This is a genomic window from Bradyrhizobium sp. I71, from assembly GCF_022354745.1.
Classification (GTDB): Bacteria; Pseudomonadota; Alphaproteobacteria; order Rhizobiales; family Xanthobacteraceae; genus Bradyrhizobium; species Bradyrhizobium liaoningense.
This window is the reverse complement of sequence record NZ_CP059398.1, coordinates 3,535,282-3,553,875: the sequence shown is the minus strand read 5'-3', so window position 1 is coordinate 3,553,875 and position 18,594 is coordinate 3,535,282. Positions and strand designations below refer to the sequence as shown.

The following is an 18,594-nucleotide window of genomic DNA, read 5'->3' as shown; positions in this document are numbered from 1 at the left end:
GCAGCTAAACAGCTAATAAGTCAGCTCGGCGATCGCAATCCTGTTCTCGGCGGCAGGCCAGGCGCGCGCCACGATCCGTTCTTCGCCGAATTGGGCCACGATGTTACGCCCGATCTCGCTGGCCGGAAGCCGCAGGGTTGCTGCCGCATCCGTGGGCACGCCCTGCTTGACGTCGGCCGGCTCCTTGCCATCGAACAGAACCACGTCCCGCGGCAGGCCGAAATAGCCGCGCGGCCGCGACATGATCACGACCGCCCCTGCGTCCTTGTCTGCCGGTCCGAGCGGTCGCGCAGACCGCAGGTGCACGACGTCTGACGAGCGCGGGAACGGAGAGCGGTAGATGTGCGTCGTCGGCGCATCCGGCGAAGTCAGAACGAATTCGAGCGACCAGACCGGATCGACCTGCGCCGGCCCCCAGCGGCCGTCGGCGGCGGTCTTTGCGCTGTGCAACGCACCACCCTTGCGCTCCCCGGTATTGGGATCGACACGGAAGACATCGACGGTTGCACCCGCGACCGGACGATTGGTCGGCACACCGCCTGGCATTCCCGTGACAAGCCCGCTCAGCTTTACGCCGGTCTCCGGCGCGATCGCGATGCGGGCGGGCTCCCGGCCGGCGATGAACTTGTAGATCTCGCGGAAGGCGCGAGGGTGAAACGCCACCTCGCGATGATCGAGCGCGCCGAGCGCGAGGTTGGTGGCGCCCTTCAGCTCGGGCCCCTCGGCGGTCACACCGGTCGGCGTGCCAGGCTTGCCGATGAAGCGGCCGTCGGCTTGCGCATATTTGTCCATGCCGTCGCTGCGCAGGGTGAGGAAGGCAACACCCGGGGTCACCTCGCTCTCGCCCTCGTTCAGGCCGCGCAGGAATACGCCGCGGCCGTTGAATTCGTTGTTCGGCTGGTCATCGGTCGCGAACACGCCGTGGTTGGGCGTGCCGCACAGGACGGCGTGGCTGACATCGCCAGCGCCGCCGTTCCTGATGACGTTGCGGATCGCATAGCCGCCGCGCGAGCTGCCGACCAGGGCCACCCGCGCCGCACCGGTCCGGCGCTTCAATTCAGTGACGGCAGCGGCGAGCTCGCGGCGCTGGTCCTCGGTCGAGGAGCGGTTCGCCTGCTCGACCTTGTCATCGCTGCGCGCCAGGGGATCGGTGAAATTGATCGCCATCATGCGCTCGCGGGCGATGCCGTTTGATTCCATCCGCCACAAGGTCGTCATCCAGAGCGCGTCGTAATCGCCATTGCCGTGGACGAACAGGATCGGCGGCACCTCGGTGCTCGGCGGGACGCCAGGTGCGGTTTGGGCGATCGCGCCGGCCCGCATGCTCGCAACCGCGAAAGGCAGGCTGCCGGCTCCCAGCAGGATCGTCCGTCGCGACAGCCTCATCTGTTCCTCCCGGCAAAACCATGCCTTTGCACCGCTTATACCTGCCTAACCACTGGACAGCGAAGGACTTTCGCAGGCATCAGTGATCCGATCGGAATCGCTGAAGCTAGTTCTGACACCCGATATGGAAGGGGATATGACCGAGCAGACGAAACGCCAGACATTTGCCGGCGACGGCATCACCGCCCCGCTGCGGTACACATTGTTCCGGCGCATCTGGCTCGCCAGCCTGCTCTCCAATCTCGGCCTCCTGATCCAGGGCGTAGGCGCAGCCTGGGCGATGACGCAGATGGCCGCCTCGGCCGACAAGGTGGCACTGGTGCAGACCGCACTGATGCTGCCGATCATGTTGATCTCGATGCCCGCCGGCGCCATCGCCGACATGTATGACCGCCGCATCGTCACCCTGGTCTCGCTGTCGATCGCGCTGATCGGCGCGAGCGCGCTCACCGTTCTGGCCGGCCTCAACCTGATCACCCCCGAATTGCTGCTCGTCTTCTGCTTCGTCGTCGGCAGCGGCAATGCGCTGTTCGGCCCGGCCTGGCAGTCCTCGGTCAGCGAACAGGTGCCGCCTGAGGCATTGGCGTCCGCGGTGGCGCTCAACGGCATCAGCTACAACATCGCGCGCAGCTTCGGTCCTGCGGTCGGCGGCGTCATCGTCGCTGCGCTCGGCGCCGTGGCCGCGTTCGCCTGCAATGCCATCCTCTATCTGCCGCTGCTGGTCGTGCTGCTGCTCTGGCGCCGCAGCACCGAGCCCTCGCGCCTGCCGCGGGAAAAGCTCAACCGCGCCATGGTCTCGGGCGTGCGCTACATCACCAATTCGCCGCCGATCAAGATCGTGCTGTTGCGCACGCTGGTGATGGGCCTGATCGGCGGCGCCGTGATGGCGCTGATGCCGCTGGTCGCGCGCGACCTCCTGCATGGCGGCGCGCAGACCTACGGCATCATGCTCGGCGCCTTCGGCATGGGCGCGGTGATCGGCGCACTCAACATCCACGAATTGCGCAAGCGCATGAGCGGCGAGGCCGCGATCCGCGCCTGCACCATCTCGATGGCATTCGCGATGGCCGCCCTCGCGGTCAGCAGCGAGCCGGTGCTGACGGCGACTGCGCTGGTGCTGGCCGGGGCGGTCTGGATGGCTGCGATCGCGCTGTTCAACATCGGCGTGCAGCTGTCGGCACCGCGCTGGGTCGCGGGCCGCTCGCTCGCGGCGTTCCAGGCCTCGATCTCCGGCGGCATCGCGATCGGCGCCTGGGGCTGGGGCCGTCTCACCGACTATGCCGGCGTCGAGATCGCATTGCTGACGGCGGCAGGCCTGATGCTGATCTCGCCGTTGCTCGGCATCTGGCTCACGATGCCGCGCGTCGGCGCGCGCAACGAGGATGCGGACGTGCTGGCCGATCCCGAGGTGAAGCTGTCGCTGACCGGACGCAGCGGACCGCTGGTGGTCGAGATCGAATACCGGGTCGCCCAGGAGAACGCGCGCGCGTTCCACAACGTGATGCAGGACGTGCAGCTCTCGCGCCAGCGCAACGGCGCCTATGGCTGGTCGATCGCGCGCGACATTGCCGATCCCGAACTATGGACCGAGCGCTATCACTGCCCGACCTGGTTCGATTACCTGCGCCAGCGCAACCGCTCGACCCAGTCCGAACGCGCGCTGCATCAGCAGGCGATCGACTTCCACATCGGCCCCGAGCCGGTGCGGATCCGCCGCATGCTCGAGCGCCCGTTCGGCTCGGTGCGGTGGAAGGACGAGACGCCGGACCGCGCCGATGGCGAGGTGCTGCCGGTGGTTGCGACCGCTGCAGGCAGCAGCACGTAGCCTCTTTCAGACCGTAGCCCGTATGAGCGAAGCGACAGGCGGGGCCAAGCGTCCCGGATATCGCTGTGCTCGTCCGGGCTACGGGAATCATCACTGCCCGTGATCCGTCAGCACCTTGTCGCAGGCCTTGCTGAGGCGGGTGCGGTGCTGCTTCAGGCAAGCGAGTACGGCACCATCGCCATTGTTCATGACGGCGCGGCAGAAGCGCGTGACGTCACGCGCGCAAGCGTCCTGGCCCAGCTGCTGCGCCGACGCGCCCGATGCGAACATGAGCAAAGGGATGATGAAAAGAAATCTGGTCATCGCGTAATGCCTCTTACCCGGAAAGATGTGCGGGCGAAGCTAGTGCGACGATCCCGGGGCTGCAACGGCTTTGTGGCCGAGCGGGACGAGCGCCGCCGCGGGGGGCTTCGGCTTGACGCCGGGGCACATCGCGAGGGGAGCTGACCGACGCAACGATCTCGGTTGCGCGCTCTTACTGCTTGTCCTGGGCGTCAGCGACCTTGCGCGAGGCGCCCTTGGCGAGGTTCTTGTCCATCACCGCGCGGCAGCCGGCGCTCAGGTCCGAGCGATGCTTGATCATGCACGCCGTGATCTTCGGGATGTTGGGGATTTCCGCCGAGCACAGGCGGAAGGCATCGCCGGTGCACATCTGCTGCGCCTCGGCCGAGAAGGCGAGGCTCGAGCTCGTCGAGGCGATCGAGACGATGGCGGCAAAGCCCAGCGCCAGGCTGGTGTCGCGGATCTTGCTGGTAAACGACTTGGTGTTCAGAGACCTGGTCATTTGAAGCTCCCATTGGCTCCGCGCAAAGCGGGCCGGTTGTTGATGGGAGCCACGATGCTCCGGCAAAACCGTTTCCACTGTGATGACGCTCACGGGAGACCCATCATCTGTGATCTCGGTCACTTTGGCGCACCCCGTTGAAATTCCTCCACAGCCGCCGTCGTGTTGGTGTCGCGTTAACTCTTACTTCGCATTAATGGCTGGTCGCGCGGAAAATTCCGCTGGTTTGGTTGCGTAATTGGAAAGAGTAGCGATGCGTAATGCGTTGGGCCTCATGCTGGCCAGTGTAGTTGCGGCGGTCGTGATCGCCGCCGGCGGTTGGTTCTATTATTCCGCGCGCGCCGACCAGGGCGCTCCCAAGACAGTTGCCGCTCGTGCCGCCGATCAACTGCCGGCACAGGCGAAGCTCGCCGCCAAGGATGACGTCGAGACCACCGCGACGATCGCGGCCAAGCCCACGGCAGCCGCTCCGGCACCCGCGTCCGCACCGGTCATGCCGATGCAGCCGAGACAGGCCTGCGCCAATCCGAACGCGCTGGGTGTGTCCCGCGTCGTCGAGATCGACACCACGGGCGGTCCCGGCTTCGGCTTCGAGCACTTCAAGCAGTTCGACTTCCTGACCGACAAGGAGGTCGTGCTGACCTTCGACGACGGTCCGTGGCCGGTCAACACGCCCGCCGTGCTGAAGGCGCTCGCCGATGAATGCACCAAGGGCCTGTTCTTCTCGGTCGGCAAACACGCGACCTATCATCCGGAAATCCTGAAACAGGTGCTGGCCCAGGGCCACACGGTCGGCACGCACACCTGGTCGCACGTCAACCTCAACAGCAAGAAGATGACCGAGCAGCAGGTCAAGGACGAGGTCGAGAAGGGCTTCAGCGCGGTGAGATTCGCGCTCGGCACCAACCCGGCGCCGTTCTTCCGCTTCCCGCAGCTTCAGCACAATCCCGCGATGGTGACCTATTTCGGCACCCGCAACGTCGCGATGTTCTCGACCGACATCGACTCCTTCGACTTCAGGAAAGGTGCGACGCCCGAGAAGATCGTCGAGACCGTGATGACCAGGCTCGACAAGCTCGGCAAGGGCATCATCCTGATGCACGATTTCCAGAAGCACACCGGCGAAGCCATGCCGGCGCTGCTCGCGCGGCTCAAGGCCGGCGGCTACAAGGTCGTGCAGATGAAGGCCAAGGCGACGCTCCAGACGCTGCCGGAATATGACGAGGCGCTGATGAAGGACATGAAGGTGCCGACCGCCGGCACGAACGCACGCCCGATTTCGAGTGTCGTGCAGACGGTGTCGCAGTAGGCTCGATCAGTCGAATCCAGATTCCTGCATCATGGCCGGGTCCGTCCCGGCCATTCACGTTTTCGGGGCCAAGATCGAAAATGCGACGATCCTGGCTGGCGCGAAGCAGCCGTCATCACCCACGGAAATTGTGATCACGTACAGCCGGGAACAAATCCACGCAGAGCCACTCGGGGGAAGGCCATAACTTTGGCCCGGCGCATTGGGTGATACCCCTTCTGGCATCGCGTAGAAAATTCCGGAATTTGGGCTATCGCAGTCCTTCGCGCGCATACTTCCCAAGTGCCGAGAGCAAAATCTCGCGCTTCTCCATATAGGGGTGGTACACCTCCGGCCACCCGTCGTTTAAGCTGGCGACGTCTTTGTTGAGCCGCTTGTGCGCGCCTTTAGCAATCCAAACCTCCAGCTGACTTGCAGCGACGTCCAAGTCCGTGACCAAATTGGAGAAGCGCGGAAAATAGATCGAAGTAATGGATTGCACCTTAGCGAAGGGCGTCATTGTCGCCGGGATGTCTTCGCCGTACACTTTACGATTTCGCTCGCATTCCAGCCAATGGTTAAAATCATAAACGGCCGCAACCAGTTCTTCGAGCTTATCCGCGCGTCGTTTCTTCGCATCTCGCCGTTGTTGCGCGACATCGCGAACGATCGTCACCACCGAACCGGCAGCGGTGCCCGCTAGAGTCAAAAGCCCGCCGACCACCACGGGCCACAACGACGCGTCTGATCCAGCCATAAAATTGCAACCCCGCTCCCGGGCACTCGGCACCCATTATTGAGTGGTAAATCGTGGGGAACTGCTCGCAATCCCTTGAAACCGGGACCCTTCTCCCGGAGAGTCCATAGGCGAGTCGGCAACCCCGATTCGCATTCGTGGCGGCAGAGCCGGTCAACTGCCAAGTCCGATCCGGCTCCGCTCGCCCGTGGCGATCCGCGTCAGTAACCTGACGGGACCAGCAAACGGCTCGTTGGAGAAATCCTTCGGGCCGTTTGTTTTTTGCATTAGGACGATTCGTCCTAAGCCTCGCTGTACACTAGGCGTACAGATTATTCTGTAAAGCACTCGTTGTTGCCAACATGGCAACATCCACTGTGGTCTCACCATCAAACGCAAAACCATCATCCAAAATTATCATCGCTAGAATTACAAGCGGCCAACAGAGTACGGCCAAGCGTACCTCTAACGTACCTATCGCAAGGCAGCGAATGTGTTGATGCAAGCTAAGTGCTTGAAAAGGCTGGTGCCGCAAGAGGGATTCGAACCCCCGACCCCGTCATTACGAATGACGTGCTCTACCGACTGAGCTATTGCGGCGAACCCTGCCGGGACCTCGGCAATGCCGGTCCCGATACGTGCGCTCCTGATATCGGGCATGGCCCGAATTGGCAAGGACAAGCCGGGTCTGAAATGCGCCTCACGCGCCCCAGCGGGACCAGAATCCGCGCCAGCCGCCGGCCTGGGCCTTCGGCGTGCCGATTTGTTCCGTAAATTCATCGCTCGGGCCGTCGTCGTCGATTCCGGGATCATCCGGCGCACGGACGATCGGGATGACGGCCTCGACCGGCGCCGATGCCGGCTTGCCGAGGTCGGCCCGGGTTCGGAACACCGGCGTCGCCGCCAGCGGCGATGATTCGGCGGGCGCCGGAGCCGGATTCGCGGGCTCGGAGGGCGTGACCACCGGCTCCTCCTTCGCGGATTCCCCGGCAACCTCCTGGGCCTGAGGCGGCGAATTGTCCTGGGCGGCCGGCGCTGACACCGGGGCCGTCACCGGCGGTTCCACCGGAGCTTCGCTGGGAGCGGCGGCCACCCGCTTCGGCGGCGGAGCGGCCAGCATGGCTTCCTCGAAGGCCGAGGATTCGAGCGTGGGGCCCTTGTCCGACGGCAGGCTCGCGACCGGCGTCTGCCACTGGAACGCATCGAGGCGGCCGGTGACCGGGGAGACCGGACGCCAGCGGTCGCTGACATAGCCGTCCGCGGTCCAGGCGGGATCGAGGCGGGCGCGCACCGCGCGCAAGGTCCAGGCGCGGGCGCGGCCGCCGTCACCATGCTCGGTGCGCTCGAGCTCGGCCATCAGCAGCGCGACGCGCTGGGTCGGATCCTTGAGATAAGGCGTGAGCGCCTCGCGCGCGCGGGCGAACTCCGAGGCGTCGATCGCAGCGCGCGCGATCGCGAGCTGCCCTTCGACATGACCGGGCTTGTCGGCGGGCGTCTTGGCGGCGAGGGTCTCCACCCGCTGTAGGCGGTGCCATGCGGTATCGCCGAGCTTCACATGCGCATAGGCGTCCGCGAGATCGGGATGCGGATTGGCGAGCCAGGCGGCTTCCACCAGCTTCATGGCGCGGCGCACCTGATGCGCCTCGCTCTCGAATTTTGCCGCGAGCACCGCCGCCGGCACCAGGGTCGGTGCGAGCTTGACCGCCTCCATCGCGCTCTCGCGCGCGACGTCGCGGTCCATCGTTTGCAATTCCAGCGCGCGCGCGGTGAGTAGGACGCCGCGCTGCCGGCGATAGGTCTGCCTGTCGATCTGCCCCGCGCGCAGATTCGAGTCGAGGATCGCGAGTGCCCCGCTCCAGTCGCCGCGCGCGCAACGGAAGCCGAGCACCGCATGCGAAGCCCAGGTCGAGGACGGCGACAGCTTGATCGCTTCCTCCGCGATCATCACCGCGCCGACCGCATCGTCGGCGCGCTGCGCCTCGATGAACAGGCCGCGCAGGCCGAGCAGCCGCGTGTCCTCGCGCTCGGCCATGACGCGGAAGACGCGCTGCGCCTCGTCGCGATTGCCTTCGAGCTGGGCCGACTGCGCGTGCAGCAGCAGAGCGAGCGGATCGTTCGGCGCATGCCGCCGCGCCGCATCGGCGTGACGGCGGGCCAGCGCGGAATCGCCATGACCGATCGCGAGCAGGCCGTGGGTGATGGCGTGGCGGCCGCGGGCCTGGCGCTTTTCGTGGCGACGGCGGCGCAGACGCCCCGGCGTGCGCCAAATCGTGGTCAGGATGCTCCAGACCAGCACGACGGCCACGGCAAACAGGCCAAGCAAGAGAACGAACCTGGGAAGCGTCGTCGAGATGCGGAAACCAGCCGCGGTCAGCACGAGATCGCCGGGCTGATCGGCAACCCAGGCCGCGCCGGCCGCCGCCAGTGCGATCAGGACAAGAAAGAGGACGATGCGAAGCATGGCGATCCCTATACGCGCCGATTGTTGCGCGAACTTTTACTGAAGAGGCTTGACCGGATCAGATTTGGCGAGATCCGCCATGGCATCGTCGGCGAACTTGCGGGACGCGGCGAGCGCGGCTTCGCGGGCATCGGTCTTGTCGAGCCAGGCCTGCGCCGGGGCACGATCGGCCTCGGGCAGAGTCTTCAGCTCGCGCCGCGCTTCCACGAAATCGTTGCGAAGCGCCGCCGCGGTCACGCGCGCAACGATGGCACCGCGATCGTTGCCGACCCCGTCGGTACGCTCGATGCGGACGAGCTTTGACGCGCCGGCCTGGAGACGCTCGACGATGCCGGCGTCGCTCGACGGAGCTTCCGCCGGCGGCGACAGCTTCGGCACGATGTTGAGGAGCTCGCGGCTCAGCGCGGCCGGCGTCGGGATGCCGGACGACGCAAACGCCTCGAGCGGCTTCAGCATGTCGGGCTTGGCCGCAAATGACCGCGCCGCCGCCAATTGCGATTGATAGGGATCGCCGTGGCGAACGGCGACGTCGAGGAGGGACGCCGCCACCACATGGCGGAGCGGCTTGTCGTCCATCGTCCTGGCCTCGGCGATCTTCTCGCCCTGCCGCGCGAGTTCGGCGCGCTCCGTCTTGCCGACGCGCTCGAGCTGGGCGATGCGGTCGATGATAGCGGCAAGATCAGGCGCTGCAGCAGGCGACGCAGCCTTCACGTCGTTCAAAGCGCTCGCAGTCTTGTCGGACTGCGCACGCAGATTGGCCATGTCGCTGCGCAGGCTGCTTGCGGATTTCTCCAGCGCGTCGATCCGCGCCGCCATGGCCGGATCGGCTGCGGGCCTGCCGGCCTTGGCTTCGACCGCAGCAACGCGTGCGCTCAGTGCATCGATTGTCGCACGGGTGACCTCAGGCGCGGCCGGCGGCGCCTGCACCGCGGGCCAGCCCAGCATCCAGCCCACCGCGATCACGACCGCGGCTGCGACGGCGCCGGAGAACGGCGCGATGACCCAGGGGGAAATCGGCGCCGACACGGGTGCGGCCGCTACGGAAACCTGCTCCTCTGCAGGCTCGGACTGAGGCTCGGCCTTGACCTCCTCGGATCCGGGTTCTTCGGACCTGGCCTGCTCCTGCGCGACATGCTCGGACGCCTCGGGCTCATCCGCGACCTGCTGCGGCTGGGTCGAGACTTCCGTCGCCTCAAGATCGATGGTGGGCGGGGTGCGCTTGGTACGACCCGTCTCGGGCGCCAATCCAGCGTCTTCAGGCTTGTCGTCGGCCATCGTGACGGTTCCTCACACTTCCATACCCGGGTGAACTAGATTGCGTCGGATTCGGCCTGACCTCTTACGCCAAACGGGTGCGCAACGCACGCTCCAAGGTGTCGAATAGGGCACTTTCGTCCGGCGTTGCGGCCACCAGAACCCGTGATGCGCCGGCGTCGCGCAGCACGCTCGCAACCGTCTCGGACAGGCAGCAATGCGGTATGGCCAGCGCCGAGATTTCGACGCCTTCGTCCCGCGCCGCATCCAGGAACGCGCGTGCGCTGCGCCGGGAGTAGTGCAGCACCGCCTCGACCTCGTGCGCGGCAAAACCCTCGCAAACCTCGCGCGGCAGATGCTTGACCGGCGCCATGCGATAGGCGGTCCGCGTGACGACGCGAAAGCCCCCCGCACCGAGTTCGCCGCCGAGATCGCGCGACAGCTCGGCGCCGGCGAGATACAGCAGCGCGCTCTTCTTCTTCAGCACCTTGTCGCGCGCACTTTGCATCACCTTGTCGCGCAAGGAAGCAGCATCGCCGCCGGCGACGATCACCTCGGCGAAGCCGGCCTCGCGCGCCGCAGCAGCCGTATGCTCGCCGACCGCGAACAAAGGCAGCTTCAGGAGACCGAGCTCCGGCAATTGCGGCGCGACGGCGCGGATCGCGTTGGCCGATGTGACGAGAACGGCGCCGTAGGGACCTTCACTCTCGTCATGGACGGCGACCGGCTCGAACTTGAGCACCGGCGCGAGCAGCACCGCATGCCCTCGCGCGCGCAGACTTTCCGCCGTCGCCTCATTGTCGGGATGCGGCCGTGTGACAAGAATGGACATCGCTGGTGTTCCCGAACCACGTGGCGGTGGCGCATTGGCCAGGACGGTTTGCGCGTGACGATTGCGCAAGCCGACCCCGGAATGCTACCGGACGTACCAGAACGCTGGTTTATGGATGAGCGCAAGGGCGCAAATTGGATAACAATTCGCCAATGCTGGTGCTGGGCATAGAGACCACCTGCGACGAGACCGCCGCGGCCGTGATCGAGCGCGCGCCTGACGGCAGCGGCAGGATCCTGTCCAACATCGTGCGGTCGCAGATCCAGGAACATGCCCGCTTCGGCGGCGTGGTGCCGGAGATCGCCGCGCGCGCGCATGTCGATCTGCTCGACGGCATCATCGACCGCGCCATGCGCGAGGCCGGCATCGGCTTTGCCCAGCTCAATGGCGTCGCGGCCGCCGCGGGGCCGGGCCTGATCGGCGGCGTCATCGTCGGGCTTACCACCGCGAAGGCGATCGCGATGGTGCACGATACGCCGCTGGTCGCGGTGAACCATCTCGAAGCGCATGCGCTGACGCCGCGCCTCACCGACGGAATCGAATTTCCCTACTGCCTGTTCCTCGCCTCTGGCGGCCACACCCAGATCGTCGCAGTCACCGGCGTCGGCCAATATGTACGGCTCGGCACCACGGTCGACGACGCGATCGGCGAGGCCTTCGACAAGGTCGCGAAGATGCTGGGACTGCCTTATCCGGGCGGACCGCAGGTCGAGCGCGCCGCGGCGGGCGGCGATGCCACCCGCTTTGCGTTTCCGCGGCCGATGCAGGGACGTCCCGATGCCAATTTCTCGCTGTCGGGATTGAAGACGGCGGTGCGCACCGAAGCGAGCCGGCTGGCTGAGCTCACACCGCAGGACATCAGCGATCTCTGCGCGAGCTTTCAGGCCGCCGTGCTCGAATCGACGGCCGACCGGCTGAGCGTCGGCCTCAGGCTTTTCCGCGAAAGGTTCGGCGCGCCGCGCGCGCTGGTCGCGGCCGGCGGCGTCGCCGCCAATCAGGCGATCCGCGGCGCCCTCGATGACGTCGCGAGACAGGCGCAGACCCGATTGATCATACCGCCGCCCGCGCTCTGCACCGACAACGGCGCGATGATCGCCTGGGCCGGCGCCGAACGCCTCGCGCTCGGCCTGACCGACACGATGGAGGCGCAGCCGCGCGCGCGGTGGCTGCTCGACGCCAACGCGACGGCGCCCGCAGGCTACGGCAACACGCGGGCGGGATTCTAGCGATGGCCGCGCTGCAATCCGTCGCGGTGATCGGCGCCGGCGCCTGGGGTACGGCGCTCGCCACGGTGGCAGCGCGAGCCGGGCGGAGCGTCACGCTCTGGGCTCGCAATGCGGAGCATGCCGCGCGGATTGCGTCGAGCCGCGACAATCCGCGGCTGCCCGGCGTGCGGCTTGCTCCGGAGATTGTCGTCACAGGCGAGCTGGCGCTCGCCGCACGCGCCGACATGCTGCTGATCGCAACGCCTGCGCAGCATCTGCGCGGTGCCGTCAACATGCTGGCATCGCATCTGGCGAGGCCGGTACCGATCGTCGCGTGCGCCAAGGGCATCGAGCACGGCACCCATAAGTTCATGACCGACGTGATCGCGGAGGCCGCGCCTCACGCGCAGCCGGCGATCCTGTCGGGCCCAAGCTTTGCCGACGACGTCGCGCGCGGCCTGCCGACGGCGGTGACCCTGGCGGCAAACGATGAGGCGCTGGCGCGCACGCTCGTGCAGGCGCTGGGCTCGCCGACGTTCCGGCCCTATCACTCCACGGACATCCGGGGCGTCGAGATCGGCGGTGCGGCCAAGAACGTGCTGGCGATCGCAGTCGGCATCGCGGTCGGGCGCAAGCTCGGCGCCTCCGCACAGGCTGCGCTCACGACCCGCGGCTTTGCCGAACTGGCGCGTCTTGGCCGCGCGCTCGGCGCACGCAGCGAGACGCTCTCCGGCCTGTCCGGCCTCGGCGACTTGATCCTGACCTGCTCGAGCCTGCAATCGCGCAACTTCGCGCTCGGACTTGCGCTCGGGCGCGGCGAGCAGCCTCCCGCCGGCAAGCTCGCCGAGGGAGAGTTCACGGCACCTGTGCTGATCGAACTCGCAGCTTCGCAAGACATCGAGTTGCCGGTATCAGAAGCGGTCGCGGCGATCCTGAGCGGCCGAAGCACGATCGATGCCGCAATCTCGGGGCTGATGACGCGCCCCTTCAAGGCAGAGGAATGACGTCTTCTCGTCATGCCCGCGCTTGTCGCGGGCATCCACGTCTTGATATTGAACTGGTGACAAGACGTGGATGGCCGGGACAAGCCCGGCCATGACGAATGGATAGGGCGCGTTGTCATGAACTACTGGCTCGTGAAATCCGAACCGTCGGTGTGGTCCTGGGACCAGCAGGTCGCGAAGGGCGCCAAGGGCGAGGCCTGGACCGGCGTGCGCAATTTCACCGCGCGCCAGAACCTCGTGAACATGAAGAAGGGCGACAAGGCGTTCTTCTATCATTCCAACGAGGGCAAGGAGATCGTCGGGATCGCGGAGATCATCAAGGAAGCCTATCCCGACCCGACCGACAAGACCGGCAAGTTCGTCTGCGTCGACATCAAGGCCGACAAGCCGTTGAAGACGCCGGTGACGATGGCCGCGGTCAAGGCCGAGAAGAAGCTCGCCGACATGGCCCTGGTGAAATATTCGCGCCTGTCGGTGCAGCCGGTGACGGCGGAGGAGTGGAAGCTCGTCTGCAAGATGGGCGGGGTGTAGTTTCTCACGTCTCCGGGAGCGCGAACACCTGGCACGGCGCGGCAATGCCGCGCAGCGAATGCGACCCGAGCGCGACCAGCGGCATGTCCGTCTCGGCGGCGATCGCGCCCGACACCAGCACGGTCCGCCCCAACGGCTTGCACAATCCTTCGAGGCGGCTGGCGAGATTGACGGCGGGACCGATCGCGGTGAAATCGAGCCGGTTCGCGGCACCGATATTACCCCAGAGCATCTCGCCGAGATGGAGCGCAGCACCGAACGCCAGCGGCGGCAAACCCTCGGCGCCGCGCTCGGCATTGAGATGGGCCATCCCGGCCTCGGCGGCGCCTGCAGCACGCAGAGCAGCCTCGCAGGCAGGGCGCGGCGATGCCTCGACCACCGGAAAGATCGCGAGCACGCCGTCGCCGATGAATTTCAGCACCTCGCCGCCGAAGGCGTGAACAGCGCCGGCGATGCGGTCGAACCAGGCGTCGAGCGCGGCAATGACCTCGCCAGGCGGCGAGGTTTCCGACAGCGTCGTGAAATTGCGCAAATCCGCATAGAGCAGCGCGGCCTGAATGGTCTCGCCGAGATCGCGCCGCAAGGGTGCCGCCAGCACCCGCTCGGCGCTGCGCCTGCCGAGATAGGCATCCAGCGTTGCCCGCAACGTGGCGCGCGCGGCGAGCACGGCGAGCGGCGTCGCGGCGAAACGCGCGGCCTGGCGCAGTTGCCCGATTTCATCTGCGGTGAACGGCCGCGGCCCGATCCAGCCGAGCAGCGGCCCCTCTTGCCGTCCGACGATGTCTTCGTGCAGCTCGCCACGCGCGATGTCGCGCAGCCAGCGGCGACCGGCATCGTTCGGCGGATCCGGTGCGAGCCCGCCAGGCGCGAAGCCGAGCGCTTCGATCACCTGGCCGCTGTCGGCCCGCCATAGCCAGGTCCGCTTCGCGATCAGCGGATGCGGCACCTCCAGCGTTAGGGCACCCGCCGCAAGCGGCACGCCGTCGGCCATGAGATGAGCGCCGAGTTCCGCGAGCAGGCGGTCGGCCCCGGCACTGTCCGAGGCGACATCGACAAGCCAGGCGAGCGTCGGGAAGAGCTGCATGGCCCGATCATGGCGAAGGCCGGCCGGGTTTGTCACGGGCAATCCTTGACGGGCCGCCCGCGCGCCGCCATGTCCCAGTGTCAGCGAAGGGATGATCGCCCATGACTGAACCGTTCATCGTGCGACGCGAGACCCAGATCGCAGCTCCACGCGCTACCGTCTTCGCTTACCTGACCGATCCCGAGAAGATCTTGAGCTGGATGGGTTCCGACGCGATCACGGAGCCGCATCCCGGCGGACTCTATCTGCTCAAGGGCGTCGGTCCGCGCGGCGGCGTCGCCCGCGGCGCCTTCCGCGAGGTCGTGCCGGTGCATCGTCTCGCCTACACGTTCGGCTGGGAAGGTGGCCAGGAAGTGCCGCCAGGCTCGAGCCTGATCGAGATCGACCTGATCGAACGCGAAGGCGGCACCCTTCTGCGCATGACCCATAGCGGCCTGCCGAGCGAAGCGCAGGCGGCTTCGCACGCGACGGGGTGGGCGCATTATCTGGAACGGCTGACGATCGTGGCCGCAGGCGGCGATCCCGGTCCCGATAACGGCGTCTCAGCCAAGTCGTAGCTCTGTAGGGTAGGCAAAGCGCAGCGTGCCCACCATTGCATGCCGGAATTCGCAGCGAGATCGTGGGCACGCTGCGCTTTGCCCACCCTAGGGCAGTGTCGTTACACCGCCGCCGTCGCGACCACCTGCTGCAAGAGCTGCTCGCGCCGCGCCTGCGAACGCTGGCCCTTCATGGTCGCGGCAAAGCGTTCGAGGATGCCCTCCTCGAACGCGGTGACGATGGTATCGTGGACGTAGCTCTTGCGGCAGATCGCCGGCGTGTTGGAGAGCTTGTCTGCGGCGGCGCGGATGGCGTCCAGCACCTGCTTCTTGCGGCCGCGCTGGCTCGTCGCCGGCGTGATCCGCGACAGCGATTCCACGACGACGGCGGACGCCATCAGCGTCCGAAAATCCTTCAGCGAGATCTTGATTCCGGCGATCTCGCGCAGAAACGCATTCACCTGCGTGGTGTTGACCGCGCGCACGATGCCATAGGCATCGCGATACTGGAACATGCGCTTGCCGGGGACGCCCTGCAGGATGCCGATGGCGCGCACCAGCTTGGCGGCGTCGCACTCCTTCCGCACCGCCTTGCCGCCCTTCGCCTTGAAGGTCAACACGAAGCAGTCGTCTTCGAGCGTGACGTTGGACTTCAGCAGCGTGGTGGCGCCGCGGGTGCCGTTGAGGCGGGCATAGGATTCGTTGCCGGGGCGGATCGCGGTGCGCGCGATCAGCTCGATCACGGCCGAGAGCGCGAACTCGCGCGTCGGCTCGTCGCCCGACAGGAACGCCGAGACCTTGCGCCGGATTTTTGGCAGTGCGCCGACGAGCTTCTCCAGCCGGTGCGCCTTGCGGTGCTCGCGGACCTTCTCCCAATCGGCGTGATAGCGATATTGCAGCCGGCCCGCGGCATCGCGGCCCACCGCCTGGAGGTGCGAGCTGGGATCGGCGGAGTAACGCACCTCGCGATAGGCCGGCGGCACCGCCATCGCGTGCAGCCGGCGGATGATGCGTGCGTCGCGGATATGCGCGCCGTTGGGACGGACGAAGGAGTAGCCCTTGCCGCGCTTGATGCGCCGGATGGTGAGCTCGTTCTGGTCGCCGAGCCGCAAGCCGTGCTCCCTGGCGAGCGCCTCGACCGTCGCCGGCGCCGCATCGAAGGTCTTTTTCGGGCTGGGGCGCCTGAAACTGGGCGGTTTGGGCCATTGTCCGAGGGCTTTGGCCAGGGCAATGGCCGCAGGATCGGCTGAAGCGAGCCGCTTCGTCCCGAGATTCTGCTGATCCATCATAGCCTTACGCCTTAGCCCTGCCTGTTATCGATCAATGCCGCTGTTCTGATTTTTGTTCCGAGGGGTCTCTTTGGACCCGGGTTGCCCATTTAGGGTGTTCCGAACCGTATTGCGAGTCCCGAATCAGTGAGAGGCGGTTTCTGAATACCTCCATTCGTGCATGAGAGCTCTGCACCGCTTGGCCCGGGCTTCCGGGTCGAGGCCCAAAAGCCGCCCGCGGGCCTGTTTCAGATCTGCGACAGTCGCGGCGGGTCGCCTTGATCCTCCGCATGGCCGGTAGCCCGCCGAAGGTCCAGCTTGTGCTCCTTGTCGGGTCCGGTTAGCCCGACGCATAATCAGTCAATGATCAAGTCGGCTCGCCGATCGCTGGCGTTCGGCCTGCCGCATGTGGAGGGAAGCATGTCCGAGAAGATCTACGACGTCCCCGCGGAGTGGGCGAAGCGCGCCTGGGTCGACCAGGCCAAGTACAAGGAGATGTACGCCCGCTCCATCTCGGACCCGAACGGCTTCTGGGCAGAGCAGGCCAAGCGCATCGACTGGATGAAGGCGCCGACGAAAATCGAGAACGTCTCGTTCGCGCCCGGCAACGTCTCGATCAAATGGTTCGAGGACGGCGTCCTCAACGTCGCCCACAATTGCATCGACCGGCATCTTCACACGCGCGCCAGCCAGACCGCGATCATCTGGGAAGGCGACGATCCCTCGCAGTCAAGGCACATCACCTATCAGGAGCTGCACGACGAGGTCTGCCGGATGGCCAACATCCTGCGCACCCGCAACGTCAAGAAGGGCGACCGCGTCACCATCTACCTGCCGATGATTCCCGAAGCCGCCTATGCGATGCTGGCCTGCGCACGCATCGGCGCGATCCACTCGGTGGTGTTCGCGGGCTTCTCGCCGGACAGTCTCGCCCAGCGCATCAACGACTGCCAGTCCAAGGTCATCATCACCGCGGACGAAGGCCTGCGCGGCGGCAAGAAGGTGCCGCTGAAGGCCAATGTCGACGCGGCGCTCACGAAGGCCGACGGCGTCGACTGGGTGGTGGTGGTCAAGCGCACCGGCGGCAAGGTCGACATGAACCCGACGCGCGACCTCTGGTACCACGAGGCGGCGGCAATGGTGACGACGGAATGCCCGGTCGAGCACATGCATGCCGAGGACCCGCTGTTCATCCTCTACACCTCCGGCTCGACCGGCCAGCCCAAGGGCGTGCTGCACACCACGGGCGGCTATCTCGTGTTCGCCTCGATGACGCATCAATACGTCTTCGACTATCACGACGGCGACATCTACTGGTGCACCGCCGACGTCGGCTGGGTCACCGGCCACAGCTACATCCTCTACGGGCCGCTGGCGAACGGGGCGACCACGCTGATGTTCGAAGGCGTGCCGAATTACCCTGACAATTCCCGCTTCTGGAACGTCATCGACAAGCACAAGGTCAACATCTTCTACACCGCGCCGACTGCGATCCGCGCGCTGATGCAGGGCGGCGACGAGCCCGTGAAGAAGACCTCGCGCGCGAGCTTGCGCCTGCTCGGCTCGGTCGGCGAACCCATCAATCCCGAAGCCTGGGAGTGGTATCACCGCGTCGTCGGCGACGATCGCTGCCCGATCGTCGACACCTGGTGGCAGACCGAGACCGGCGGCATCCTGATCACGCCGCTGCCGGGCGCGACCAAGCTCAAGCCCGGCTCGGCGACGCAGCCGTTCTTCGGCGTGGTGCCTGAGATCGTCGACGCCGATGGCAAGGTGCTGGAAGGCGAGACCACCGGCAATCTCTGCCTGACGCGGTCCTGGCCCGGCCAGATGCGCACGGTCTATGGCGATCACGCCCGCTTCGAGCAGACCTATTTCTCGACTTACAAGGGCAAGTACTTCACCGGCGACGGCTGCCGGCGTGACGCCGACGGCTATTACTGGATCACCGGCCGCGTCGACGACGTCATCAACGTCTCCGGCCATCGCATGGGCACCGCGGAGGTCGAGAGCGCACTGGTCGCGCACGAGAAGGTTTCGGAGGCGGCGGTGGTCGGCTTCCCGCACGACATCAAGGGCCAGGGCATCTACGCCTATGTCACCCTGATGGCCGGCGTCCAGCCGACCGAGGATCTGCGCAAGGAGCTCGTCACCTGGGTGCGCAAGGAGATCGGCCCGATCGCTTCGCCCGACCAGATCCAGTTCGCGCCGGGCCTGCCCAAGACCCGCTCCGGCAAGATCATGCGCCGCATCCTGCGCAAGATCGCCGAGGACGAGCCCGGCAGCCTGGGCGACACCTCGACCCTGGCAGATCCCGCTGTCGTCGACGACCTCGTCAAGAACCGGCAGAACCGGAAGTCGGCGTAAGATCTTGCGCCCCGGACGCAGCGCAGCACGTAA

General features: G+C 66.4%; 16 protein-coding genes and 1 tRNA gene. 7 read left to right on the top strand and 10 right to left on the bottom strand.

The features are described 5' to 3' along the window. Window positions 1-12: 12 nt before the first annotated feature. Window positions 13-1,386 (bottom strand): hydrolase, encoded by a 1,374-nt coding sequence (locus FJV43_RS17235; protein ID WP_239628770.1) that lies wholly within the window; start codon window positions 1,384-1,386, stop codon window positions 13-15. Window positions 1,387-1,522: 136 nt separating this feature from the next. On the opposite strand from FJV43_RS17235, the gene FJV43_RS17230 reads away from it, so the two are divergent. Next, window positions 1,523-3,211, top strand: a complete 1,689-nt coding sequence (locus tag FJV43_RS17230; protein WP_239628769.1) for an MFS transporter — start codon at window positions 1,523-1,525, stop codon at window positions 3,209-3,211. 90 nt (window positions 3,212-3,301) lie between these two features. On the opposite strand, the gene FJV43_RS17225 is transcribed toward FJV43_RS17230, so the two are convergent. Beyond that, the gene (locus FJV43_RS17225) at window positions 3,302-3,514 is read right to left on the bottom strand and encodes a cysteine rich repeat-containing protein (RefSeq protein WP_239628767.1); all 213 of its coding nucleotides are present in this window, start codon (window positions 3,512-3,514) and stop codon (window positions 3,302-3,304) included. 172 nt (window positions 3,515-3,686) lie between these two features. Then, window positions 3,687-3,995 carry a hypothetical protein gene (locus tag FJV43_RS17220; RefSeq protein WP_239628765.1) on the bottom strand — a complete coding sequence of 103 codons (309 nt, stop codon included), beginning with the start codon at window positions 3,993-3,995 and terminating at the stop codon, window positions 3,687-3,689. A gap of 253 nt (window positions 3,996-4,248) precedes the next feature. Between FJV43_RS17220 and FJV43_RS17215 the strand changes: the two genes are divergently transcribed. Beyond that, window positions 4,249-5,304 carry a polysaccharide deacetylase family protein gene (locus FJV43_RS17215; protein ID WP_239628763.1) on the top strand — a complete coding sequence of 352 codons (1,056 nt, stop codon included), beginning with the start codon at window positions 4,249-4,251 and terminating at the stop codon, window positions 5,302-5,304. A gap of 250 nt (window positions 5,305-5,554) precedes the next feature. On the opposite strand, the gene FJV43_RS17210 is transcribed toward FJV43_RS17215, so the two are convergent. From FJV43_RS17210 to FJV43_RS17190, 5 genes are all read right to left on the bottom strand, one after another. Continuing rightward, window positions 5,555-6,040 (bottom strand): hypothetical protein, encoded by a 486-nt coding sequence (locus tag FJV43_RS17210; RefSeq protein WP_239628761.1) that lies wholly within the window; start codon window positions 6,038-6,040, stop codon window positions 5,555-5,557. A 503-nt stretch (window positions 6,041-6,543) separates the two neighbouring features. Next, window positions 6,544-6,619, bottom strand: a tRNA-Thr gene (locus FJV43_RS17205). Window positions 6,620-6,719: 100 nt separating this feature from the next. Next, window positions 6,720-8,480, bottom strand: coding sequence for a heme biosynthesis HemY N-terminal domain-containing protein (locus FJV43_RS17200; protein WP_239628758.1), 1,761 nt, complete (start codon window positions 8,478-8,480; stop codon window positions 6,720-6,722). Between the two features lie 36 nt (window positions 8,481-8,516). Continuing rightward, the gene (locus FJV43_RS17195; RefSeq protein WP_239628756.1) at window positions 8,517-9,755 is read right to left on the bottom strand and encodes a hypothetical protein; all 1,239 of its coding nucleotides are present in this window, start codon (window positions 9,753-9,755) and stop codon (window positions 8,517-8,519) included. 64 nt (window positions 9,756-9,819) lie between these two features. After that, a complete protein-coding gene (locus tag FJV43_RS17190; protein ID WP_239628754.1) occupies window positions 9,820-10,566 on the bottom strand; it encodes a uroporphyrinogen-III synthase in 747 nt (248 codons plus the stop codon). Between the two features lie 152 nt (window positions 10,567-10,718). On the opposite strand from FJV43_RS17190, the gene tsaD reads away from it, so the two are divergent. From tsaD to FJV43_RS17175, 3 genes are all read left to right on the top strand, one after another. Next, window positions 10,719-11,792 carry a tRNA (adenosine(37)-N6)-threonylcarbamoyltransferase complex transferase subunit TsaD gene (gene tsaD / locus FJV43_RS17185; RefSeq protein WP_239628752.1) on the top strand — a complete coding sequence of 358 codons (1,074 nt, stop codon included), beginning with the start codon at window positions 10,719-10,721 and terminating at the stop codon, window positions 11,790-11,792. A 2-nt stretch (window positions 11,793-11,794) separates the two neighbouring features. Continuing rightward, window positions 11,795-12,775, top strand: a complete 981-nt coding sequence (locus tag FJV43_RS17180) for an NAD(P)H-dependent glycerol-3-phosphate dehydrogenase (RefSeq protein WP_239628750.1) — start codon at window positions 11,795-11,797, stop codon at window positions 12,773-12,775. A gap of 117 nt (window positions 12,776-12,892) precedes the next feature. Then, window positions 12,893-13,306, top strand: coding sequence for an EVE domain-containing protein (locus FJV43_RS17175; protein ID WP_124161954.1), 414 nt, complete (start codon window positions 12,893-12,895; stop codon window positions 13,304-13,306). Between the two features lie 4 nt (window positions 13,307-13,310). Here FJV43_RS17175 and FJV43_RS17170 read toward each other — a convergent pair whose 3' ends face one another. Beyond that, window positions 13,311-14,390: an adenylate/guanylate cyclase domain-containing protein gene (locus tag FJV43_RS17170; RefSeq protein WP_239628748.1), complete on the bottom strand. Its 1,080-nt coding sequence runs from the start codon at window positions 14,388-14,390 to the stop codon at window positions 13,311-13,313. A 101-nt stretch (window positions 14,391-14,491) separates the two neighbouring features. On the opposite strand from FJV43_RS17170, the gene FJV43_RS17165 reads away from it, so the two are divergent. Next, window positions 14,492-14,947, top strand: coding sequence for an SRPBCC family protein (locus tag FJV43_RS17165; protein WP_239628746.1), 456 nt, complete (start codon window positions 14,492-14,494; stop codon window positions 14,945-14,947). Between the two features lie 101 nt (window positions 14,948-15,048). Here FJV43_RS17165 and FJV43_RS17160 read toward each other — a convergent pair whose 3' ends face one another. After that, window positions 15,049-16,215 (bottom strand): DNA topoisomerase IB, encoded by a 1,167-nt coding sequence (locus FJV43_RS17160; RefSeq protein WP_239628744.1) that lies wholly within the window; start codon window positions 16,213-16,215, stop codon window positions 15,049-15,051. A 399-nt stretch (window positions 16,216-16,614) separates the two neighbouring features. On the opposite strand from FJV43_RS17160, the gene acs reads away from it, so the two are divergent. Beyond that, window positions 16,615-18,561 carry an acetate--CoA ligase gene (gene acs, locus FJV43_RS17155; RefSeq protein ID WP_239628743.1) on the top strand — a complete coding sequence of 649 codons (1,947 nt, stop codon included), beginning with the start codon at window positions 16,615-16,617 and terminating at the stop codon, window positions 18,559-18,561. Window positions 18,562-18,594: the final 33 nt, after the last annotated feature.

Bases quoted from the DNA above. Each gene is read 5' to 3' on its own strand.
- FJV43_RS17175 (WP_124161954.1), top strand. From the start codon at position 12,893: ATGAACTACTGGCTCGTGAAATCCGAACCGTCGGTGTGGTCCTGGGAC.
- FJV43_RS17160 (WP_239628744.1), bottom strand. From the start codon at position 16,215: ATGATGGATCAGCAGAATCTCGGGACGAAGCGGCTCGCTTCAGCCGAT.
- tsaD (WP_239628752.1), top strand. From the start codon at position 10,719: ATGCTGGTGCTGGGCATAGAGACCACCTGCGACGAGACCGCCGCGGCC.
- FJV43_RS17195 (WP_239628756.1), bottom strand. From the start codon at position 9,755: ATGGCCGACGACAAGCCTGAAGACGCTGGATTGGCGCCCGAGACGGGT.
- FJV43_RS17220 (WP_239628765.1), bottom strand. From the start codon at position 3,995: ATGACCAGGTCTCTGAACACCAAGTCGTTTACCAGCAAGATCCGCGAC.
- FJV43_RS17165 (WP_239628746.1), top strand. From the start codon at position 14,492: ATGACTGAACCGTTCATCGTGCGACGCGAGACCCAGATCGCAGCTCCA.
- FJV43_RS17235 (WP_239628770.1), bottom strand. From the start codon at position 1,386: ATGAGGCTGTCGCGACGGACGATCCTGCTGGGAGCCGGCAGCCTGCCT.
- FJV43_RS17200 (WP_239628758.1), bottom strand. From the start codon at position 8,480: ATGCTTCGCATCGTCCTCTTTCTTGTCCTGATCGCACTGGCGGCGGCC.
- FJV43_RS17190 (WP_239628754.1), bottom strand. From the start codon at position 10,566: ATGTCCATTCTTGTCACACGGCCGCATCCCGACAATGAGGCGACGGCG.
- FJV43_RS17170 (WP_239628748.1), bottom strand. From the start codon at position 14,390: ATGCAGCTCTTCCCGACGCTCGCCTGGCTTGTCGATGTCGCCTCGGAC.
- FJV43_RS17215 (WP_239628763.1), top strand. From the start codon at position 4,249: ATGCGTAATGCGTTGGGCCTCATGCTGGCCAGTGTAGTTGCGGCGGTC.
- FJV43_RS17180 (WP_239628750.1), top strand. From the start codon at position 11,795: ATGGCCGCGCTGCAATCCGTCGCGGTGATCGGCGCCGGCGCCTGGGGT.
- acs (WP_239628743.1), top strand. From the start codon at position 16,615: ATGTCCGAGAAGATCTACGACGTCCCCGCGGAGTGGGCGAAGCGCGCC.
- FJV43_RS17230 (WP_239628769.1), top strand. From the start codon at position 1,523: ATGACCGAGCAGACGAAACGCCAGACATTTGCCGGCGACGGCATCACC.
- FJV43_RS17225 (WP_239628767.1), bottom strand. From the start codon at position 3,514: ATGACCAGATTTCTTTTCATCATCCCTTTGCTCATGTTCGCATCGGGC.
- FJV43_RS17210 (WP_239628761.1), bottom strand. From the start codon at position 6,040: ATGGCTGGATCAGACGCGTCGTTGTGGCCCGTGGTGGTCGGCGGGCTT.